This window comes from Grimontia indica, from assembly GCF_000333895.2.
Taxonomy (GTDB): domain Bacteria; phylum Pseudomonadota; class Gammaproteobacteria; order Enterobacterales; family Vibrionaceae; genus Enterovibrio; species Enterovibrio indicus.
Window position 1 is genome coordinate 1 of the sequence record NZ_ANFM02000078.1, and the last position, 8,449, is coordinate 8,449.

General features: G+C 45.4%; 6 protein-coding genes. 1 reads left to right on the forward strand and 5 read right to left on the reverse strand.

The features are described 5' to 3' along the window. Positions 1-224 (reverse strand): type VI secretion system tube protein TssD (gene tssD, locus D515_RS24655; protein ID WP_039850678.1); only part of this gene is annotated, 224 nt, incomplete at its 3' end. A gap of 283 nt (positions 225-507) precedes the next feature. Here tssD and D515_RS24665 point away from each other — a divergent pair. Continuing rightward, positions 508-861 carry a hypothetical protein gene (locus tag D515_RS24665; protein WP_002542766.1) on the forward strand — a complete coding sequence of 118 codons (354 nt, stop codon included), beginning with the start codon at positions 508-510 and terminating at the stop codon, positions 859-861. Here D515_RS24665 and D515_RS24670 read toward each other — a convergent pair whose 3' ends face one another. Genes D515_RS24670 through D515_RS24685 form a run of 4 tightly spaced genes read right to left on the reverse strand, consistent with a single transcriptional unit; the run spans position 862 to position 8,362 of the window. Next, positions 862-1,929 (reverse strand): SEL1-like repeat protein, encoded by a 1,068-nt coding sequence (locus tag D515_RS24670; RefSeq protein WP_239644018.1) that lies wholly within the window; start codon positions 1,927-1,929, stop codon positions 862-864. It lies immediately after the preceding gene. Then, the gene (locus tag D515_RS24675) at positions 1,908-5,738 is read right to left on the reverse strand and encodes a hypothetical protein (RefSeq protein ID WP_002542768.1); all 3,831 of its coding nucleotides are present in this window, start codon (positions 5,736-5,738) and stop codon (positions 1,908-1,910) included. Before D515_RS24675 ends, D515_RS24670 begins: the two co-directional genes overlap by 22 nt. Before the next feature lie 4 nt (positions 5,739-5,742). Beyond that, complete coding sequence (locus D515_RS24680; protein ID WP_002542770.1) at positions 5,743-6,291, reverse strand: DUF4123 domain-containing protein; 549 nt, start codon at positions 6,289-6,291, stop codon at positions 5,743-5,745. A gap of 1 nt (position 6,292) precedes the next feature. Beyond that, positions 6,293-8,362, reverse strand: a complete 2,070-nt coding sequence (locus D515_RS24685) for a type VI secretion system Vgr family protein (protein ID WP_039850683.1) — start codon at positions 8,360-8,362, stop codon at positions 6,293-6,295. Positions 8,363-8,449: the final 87 nt, after the last annotated feature.

Below are 8,449 nucleotides of genomic sequence, written 5' to 3' on the forward strand. Positions count from 1 at the left end.
TTCAGTGCCACGGTGAACTTGAACGGCTTGTGAACACGCTGGCCTGACGGCTGACCGCTTTGCGGGTCAGTCGGTACAGTCACGATGTGGTCAAAGGCCTGAACCAGCATCTCGTCTTCGTGGCCTTCCACGTAGATGTTACCGACAGAGTCAGCGGTGAAGGCTCCGGCAGTGATGTTGCCCTGGGTTTTGCCTTCGATGGCGATATAACAAGGAGTTGGCATCTTAATTTCCCTATAAAAATTCGGAGGAGGTTGTTTACTACGTGGGTAATAACGCAAGGGGTGTGCCAGTGATGGAGTTCAATGAAAACAGAGACTTAGCCGACTCCAGAAAAGGGGAGAGCAAGGTATTGCTTGTGGGTTGGGCGAAAAGTTGCTCAGCGAGCAAGATTTGGCCGAAAGATCAGAGGGAAACTCATGGACGAAAACTCGCAGGAGTCAGACAACATTCAAGCGACTGCATTGATAGCATCGAGAAAACAGCAGTTTCGATAAGAGCATAAAAATGAAAGAAGTCGAGTTTTCGGTTGGCGCAGTCACCTTTACCTATTCGCTTAGCGAAGAGCAGCAACGATTTCTGAGGTTGGCAGAGGAAACGAAGATCAACCTCAATGACTGGCCGGACTTTTCCGAGAAACTGACAGACACGATTCAAGATGCGATCCCTGATGAGTTGAAATTACCTTCACAAAAGCAACTCGATTATGTTCGCACTATCGCTAGCGACCTGAACCTGGCACTACCGAAACACTATGAGGATAGTGCGCTGACATGCCTGTCATTTATTGCCGATCACAAACCAGCACACGATCGTGTACTGGCGGTGTTTAATGGGGTTAAGGGGAAGTTGTTGGGGTGACTACAGGCCACCGTCTATATGCATTTCGTCGATGTAGATTGTTGGAGTCATGGAGTCAATTAGCTCTTTTGCGGCTTTTTTGGCTGTTGAAATCGTTTGGCTATCAGTTGGCTTAGGAATGACTGCCCACATGTCATCGTTGAACATCTCTTCCAATGCATATGCCTTTGCTAGACATTCAATTTTAGATTTTTCATTAAGTTCGCTAAATTGATTGCCGCAGCGACGGCTAGATACTTTTAATTGAATGTCAGATCCAAGCTCTATTGCCTTATCAAAAATATCTTGGTAGCCAGAATGTACATAGAGATAATCATACCCCAGAACATAATTATGCTTAGCCAAATAACGATAGATATGTAACAGGTCTTCTTTTTGACTAGGAGTTAGCGTTTTACTGTCTTCGAATCGTTTTAGGAACTCCATAGCTGGAACAAAGTAATTTTTCTTTGCAGACTCTTCAACAAGTGCAACCCATTTTTTGAAGTCTTCTCCTCGAACATATTTGGTTGGTCGTTCTAGATAATACTTCGCTCTAATATCTCCGGCTTCCGCTTTTTTCTTGAAAGACTCTTTGGCGAGCTTTCCCCATTCTTTACTACAAAGAGATTCGAAATAGGCATTACAATAGTAACTGTCTGCGTCTAGCATCAATGCAGAATAAGGGTTGCCCAATTTGGCGGATTTTTCAAACCAGTTGTAACCTTCATAGCGAGTTTTGATGCTGCGCACCATACGATTGTATCCGTACCAAAACATTGCGTCTACATTGCCAGCCTCTGAGAGGTTTTTGAGTATTGGAATTGCCCTATCAAGCCTACCATTCTGGTAATCCAATATTGGTTGATAAAGAATATCACCGGGGCGATACAGACTGGAGATGTATGGATCTGGCAAATTTTCAGAAGGTATATTGTTTTCAAAGAAATAAGTTAAAGTGCTCGGACCCTGTCTTTGAAAATCCATAAATGAAGGCTCTTTTTTATGGAGCAAGAACCCTGCCAGTAGCCCCAAAATGACGACCGCGATCAATGATTTTCTTAACATCAAAATATCCTTATGTTCCATCCAACTCTCTTAGCACCGACCTTTGCTATCTTAGCCTTTGCCCTATCGTTGGCTTCGAGCATTTCCTCGGTAAGCTGTTCCCCGTTATACATCAAAATGGCTTCTTTCCAAGAGATAAGTTTTATACCAAATAGCTGATAAGAATCTTCGGCGAGGTAAATGATGAAATCAGAGCAAAGGTTGCTAGATTGCTGATTAAACTTATCAAGGTTATCACCTCTGACTCTCGGATTAGAGTGGTTACGTATGAAAAGCCCTATTTTTTGCCAGTTTTCGAAAAGTTGCTGCCATTGCTCTCGCGGGGTGCGGTAACTTTCGATGTTACCATCCATAAGAATCAGCGCTTTTTGGAATTGCCTTCTGCTTGCTAAGGTCGCTTCTTTTCCACCAGAAGGGATCCAACTCAGAATTTGCAAAATGGCATTCACTTGTGTTTGGTTGATCAAACTTGCTTTATTATTTTTTTCATACCCGGTTCCATCTCTTACGCTGCCACTGAAAAAGTCTTGCTCAGCGGTTTCTTGTGCGTTTATCAGGCAAGATAAAAGATTTGATAAGGTTTCCGGTGGGAGATTTTTAACCCATGATTTGATTTGCAGCTCTTTATTTAACTCATTGATCGATTTTGCAATCAGCGGAGCATACTCTTCTTGAAGGGAGCCCTTCTTGTATTCTTCAAAAACAACCGCTGGAAGCATTAATACATCACTGAGAGCAAGACCCATAGCTATCGCGACTGTGAGTCGCTCGTTGAGCATTTCAAAATCTTTATTAACACCATTCTCATCTCTGTCGCCAAAAAAACCGATATACCTAAAATCGTTCTGCCTCAACACGCCTAAAACACATGTGATAAACCGATCCGCATTGACTGGGTTTATCGCAATTCCTACCTTACCTTTACATCCGGGTCCTGCAACCAAGCGCGCTGCTGCAATGAGTACCAGAAAGCCGTCTTGGAATGTAAGTCTAAGTTCGGCGGATATACCATAACCTGCGCTGACAGCAATTTCTCCATCTAATCCGCCAAGTTTTAATAATTTTGGTTGTGGTGCCTTGCTTCCACCAGAAAGTGCGATATCAATTTTCGGGGGACGCCAATAAACATCCGCTCCAAATGAACCACCGGCTTCCACGCCAGCAAACACGTCTACCTGTACTTTTCCTTCCGCAACCGCGCTTGTCAACGTGTCTTCTGACATTGAGATGTCTCTAATATGGGTTTTACTTCCGCTGAGTCTTTTGTTGTAGTCTGCAGCTGCATACGCTTGCCCTTTTATGCCTATTCCACCATCGGTGTCAGCGGGGCCAAATGCGACTGAAGCACTTAACTGGCAACTGGCAGCAGCCAAACCATAGACCTTCCCCCTTAACTGAATACACATATGCCCGGCATTATAGGGAGTGTCAGCGCGCTCAACTTTTATTCCGCCGTCATTGTCTTTCTTTGAAACAAAATAAGGAATTGAAACTGCATACCCTTCGACGTTTTCTCGCTTTGCATCTGTATGAGCATCAATGACTTTATTTTTCTCGGAAAAGGGAAGCCAAACTGCAAAGCCCATTTGGGCGCTCAGTAACGTTAAGCTTGCTTTGATTTCGCCTGATGTGCCATATACACCGGAGAACTTTGCTTTATCGATGGGTGTGTTAATTGAGCCTGAAGCACTAGAACTAAAACGCATAAATTGAGCTTCTGCATTGGCGATGTATGCTGCTTTACCATCAGGCCCCACTCCATCTTTGTAGTGAAAGCCATCTTGCCAAAATGCTGATTCAAATTTGTGTACTTCTTTGGATAAGTTGAGTATCTGTGTTCCACCAAGGTTTGGCTTGAGCTCTTTTAGCCCCTCTTTGAGGGTCTTACCGACATCTCCCGTGCCTGATGAAGCACCCAGAGGATTTAACTCTACATTAATAGGCTTCACATGGCCTAAATGAAGCTCGGTGCAGGAACCTGTCTCAGGCATGTACCAATGAGGTCCTCTGACCCAAAAGACTTCGCCATCCGATAAAAAGCAGCACTCAACTGCTTCTAGATCATTGAGGCCGGCTTGGTTTTGAAAAACCCCCAATTTAACGCGCTTTGGTTTGTGCTTGGTTTCGTCCCAAAGCAATTTGAAAGACTCTGGCGGGTTATCAATGAAAACGCTTCTCAGCTTTCCTTCAGCGGCTCTTTTCTCCGCTTTTTTCTTTAAAATATCAAGTCGAGCCACAGCGACTTTCTTTACCCAAATTAATTGAGATAAAAAGTTTGGCAGGTTGTCACCGCTTCCTAGAATAGTCTTCAGGTCAGAGAACTGCTTTTTAAAGGTTGCATCAATGACTTGCACTAAGGCTAGTGTTGGAAGGTAAGCCCACTCTACGTTTCCTTTTAGAGAGAGGGTGTTGTTTACCCGAGCTTCTTCCTCTTCAGAGCCTGCGTTACCAGTTGATACCGTGTTTAAAGACTTTGCTTGTATCTCTTCATATAACTTGTCGATTAAATTGGTTTTATTCAAAAAGTCTAACGGGTTTGCAGCTGATGAAAATATTTTTCCATCCCGCCAGCCAGAAGCCAAACTATTGAGTGTTGATGGGCCCAAATGTTTAGGCTCAGTGCCTTCAAATTCTTCTTCTGTGAGGCATTGCTCTTTAACTGCATAACCATAGGCATTGAGTTGATTCAATGAACGCAAAAAGAATAGCGGATTTAATAAGCGAATATCAGATCTAGATATTTGTTTACCTGAGCGATCGTGCTCATCGGCGTCTGCAAGATCCTTGACCCAAAACTCATTAATAGCATCAACAACATTATCGTGTTCATCCATACAAAACTTGTTGTCTGGAGCCGGGCGATTCTTTATCAAGCGTGAAACATGATAGTAGATGCTTTTTTGTCTTCTACTTGTGAAGTATTGATGTTTTTTGTCAAACGCGAACTTGGTGCCGTCTAAGTCAGTTGTTTTTTGGCTGGCATTCGATTCAGCTTTCTTTTCCAAGGTTTCAATGGCTTCTTCACAGTGCTTAATGAGCTTCGAGTGTATTTTCTTTCGGGCACTTATCAACCTTCTTTGCTCAGCTTCACTGCTGTGTAGATCTTCATATGCCTTTGTAACTTGGTTGTAATTGGAATAACCCATGTACCTAGGTTGAGACATGGAAATCAAGACACTATCCCAGAATTTTTCTGACGACATCCGGTCTTTAACCATGTCATTAATATCAAGGCCTTCTGCATCCATGACATTTTTTATGAATCCTAAATGACCCTTTTCATAGAAATGGTTTGCGCCACTTTGCAAAACCTTGATCACAAGAATGAGTGCTCTATATCTCTCTTTATCTGTACCCTTGAGAAAATACTCGTGCGCTTTTGATTGGAACTTAGATAAAAGGCCTAGGTCATTCAGATTCTGAAGTGTTTGGAGCTTATCGCCCGCGACAATAGCGGTAGATAAAGTCTTTTTCTCTTTTTTTATTGCATCTACAGCGACCTGAGTCATGGCATACCAGCGCTTTTTCCCGTCCTTGGGATGCGCTGGAACATAGAGTATGTCAGTAAACTCGACAGGCTCAGCACCACATGTAGAGTTTTTAATAGCTGGTTCAAGAGGGTATTTAGGTAATTGATCTCGTTTACCTGTTTCTATCTGCAATGGTGCGAGAACGTCACCTTCTACTGGCTGCTCCATTAAAGGAAACTTTTCAACGACCAGCTCTTTCAACTGATCACTGGTAAATCCAGATATGACGCTAGGTTCAACACCACAAACTTTGTGAACTAGCTCTATGCATTCATCTTCAATTTTTTTATAAGGACTCATTTAGCTAAATCCAGTTAGAAAGTATGGTTGAACTGAGTGTGTAGGAGGTATCGCTACTGGAAGGTGAGGACTGCTTTGGTATGTTCACGGCGTTTGGCTGTTTTTGAGGGTACTGAATCCAGTAAATCGATGACGCAGGTGCGATAATTTTCGCTTTATCTGATTCTGTAAGCTGATCTCCAAAATCTTCCCAGAATTTACTGGTGTAATAGCGAAGAAAAACTAACTTTCCATCAACCGAGACTGCCAGAAGCTTCCTCAGGTGAAGAAGTAATTCGTCCTTTTCAAGGCCAAGTTTCATTCCAATCAAGATTGAACTTGAGTGAAGCTCAGGTAAAGCGACCCACTTTTTAATGTATTCGGCTCTACTGCCAAACTTAAAAATGATCGGGCTCTGAGCCATAAGATGAGTAAAATCGCTTTCCAGAAAAAGAGGCTCAGATTCGATGTCAGGCCACATTGCATAGATGTCAGACATGATGTCGGCCATTCTCACTGCATCAACAATCAGCCAGTACTCTGAGTTGTCATCAAATAAACGCGTACTATTCATATCAAGACTTCAGGCAGGGACAATCGGCAAGTGGACAAGAACCATCAGTTTGTTTTTGGCAAAGCTTGATGGCAGGTACGTTTGCTATCGCTAAAGTTTCCATCGTTGCTGGTGACAACTGGAGTGCTAATGGGTTTGGAGGTGGAACAACCTCAACCCCACCCGGCAAAATCGGCATCACTCCACCAAACCCTGAACCAGATCCTGCACTGCCACCCGAGTTGATGTTGATAACAGAACCCACGATATGAACGCCTGATGGATCTATCTTCACGAAGTTGCCACCGACTTTGAGCGTAACTTCTGTATAAGCCTCTAGCACTGATTTATGACCACTCTTTAAGTGGATTTCGCTGCATGCTTCGTTTAGTAAGGCGGCCCCCGCTTTAATATGTAGGGAACTGTCAGTGACGATAGTTTTGTCACTTTTAACGTGTGTCATGGTGTTGCCATCGACCGTTAAATGATCGTCAGCTTTGATGTGCTGGAACCTTTCATTCTCCACATCCAGATGGAGGTCATGTTTAATGTTGTCCTTGCGGTCATTCTCAACCAGCAGGTTCATGTCCTTCTGGGCATGGACATAGATTTCTTCCTGCCCCGCCTGGTCCTCAAAGCGAAGCTCATTAAAACCTTCCCCCTGATGGGTTTCGGTTCTGAGTACCGTACGCGTCTTGTTGGCGGGTAGCGGATAGGGAGGCACATTGGTGGCGTGATACGTGCGTCCGGTAACAATCGGCTGGTCCGGGTCCCCTTCAAGGAAAGAGACAATCACCTCATGACCAATGCGGGGAATGGCCATCATGCCATACTGACCGCCGGCCCAACCCTGAGAGACACGTACCCAACAACTTGAGGTATCATCACTGTTACCATAACGGTCCCAGGGGAACTGCACCTTCACCCGGCCATGTTCATCACAGAAGATTTCCTCGCCATCCGGACCGGTGACAATCGCGATTTGCGGGCCATGGACACAAGGTTTCGGTTGCGGAGTCGGACGCCAAGGTCTGTGTGCAGGAATCACTGAAAAGGTATTGTGGAAGGTGGTCATGCCCTCACCGCCGGCCTCTTCCAGCGCCTGAGGCTGAGTGCCTTCACACTGGGTAGAGACCACCACCCAGTCACGGTTCGTGGCGTCGTCCGGATGGTCCACGAGGTCAAACAGCATGCCCGGCTGAACCTGTGGGACATTACTTTGCGCCGTCGCCGTGATGGCATCACTTCTTAAATGCTCAAGGCGGTACTGGGTAAAGGGTTTCCCGGCGGCATCACTCTTATAACGCCCCGGGTAGTCATAATGCTCATACGTGCCACGCTGAAAGGCCATTTCCGTGCCCGCGTGTTCATGTAAAAAGCCATAGGCCGGCTTTTTAAAACTGTAATCTTTCAGCTGCGCGGAAGACGGTCTTGCCTGCGCCGAATACTGCCAGCCTTTAACAAAATTCTCTTTAGATATCCCACCCACATTCACGTTATAAGGCAGCGCAAGGCCCGAAGCTGACAGGGTCTGGGTATCATCAGAAAACAGCACAGTGTGCTTGTCTTTACTGTGCAGGAAGCAATAGAAAATGCCTTCTTCCGCCGCAATACGTTCCAGGAACTCGAGGTCCGTCTCGCGGTACTGCACACAATACTCACGGGTCTGAGGTTTACCGGAGAGCGAGAACGCATAATCATCAATGCCCATCTCCTGCAGGAGAATACTCATGATTTCCGGGGCAGACTGCTGCTGGAAGATACGGCTGTTCTGACGAAGGGACAGTCTGGCAAGGGACGGCACCATCTCAAGCGCATAGCGGGTGTGATGGAAACCCGTGTCGCCTCTTGAGAACCGGCGGACAATCCCGTGGAAGCGTTGCTTAAGCTCACCGTCCTGCCAAATCACCAGTGTGACATTACGGTCCACCGTGTCATTTTCAGACACCGCTTCATTGCGGCTGGCCAGCTTGATATCAAAACAGAAAGGGGCCGAGAGATGAGCGTCGCCCTGAAAGTCGACCACCACAAAGGTGTCGTCAGGCAAGCCTTCGACGTTAAGAGTAAATTGGAGACCGCTTTCCGTAGCCATAGAGATACCCAGCAATAACTATCCATTGCTTCTGAGAGACTTCAGAAGCTTCATCAGACGTCACTGTCTGACGACAAAACCCGCCGC

Excerpts from the sequence above, each read along its gene's own strand:
- D515_RS24665 (WP_002542766.1), top strand. The coding sequence starts at position 508 with ATGAAAGAAGTCGAGTTTTCGGTTGGCGCAGTCACCTTTACCTATTCG.
- D515_RS24670 (WP_239644018.1), bottom strand. The coding sequence starts at position 1,929 with ATGGAACATAAGGATATTTTGATGTTAAGAAAATCATTGATCGCGGTC.
- D515_RS24675 (WP_002542768.1), bottom strand. The coding sequence starts at position 5,738 with ATGAGTCCTTATAAAAAAATTGAAGATGAATGCATAGAGCTAGTTCAC.
- D515_RS24680 (WP_002542770.1), bottom strand. The coding sequence starts at position 6,291 with ATGAATAGTACGCGTTTATTTGATGACAACTCAGAGTACTGGCTGATT.
- D515_RS24685 (WP_039850683.1), bottom strand. The coding sequence starts at position 8,362 with ATGGCTACGGAAAGCGGTCTCCAATTTACTCTTAACGTCGAAGGCTTG.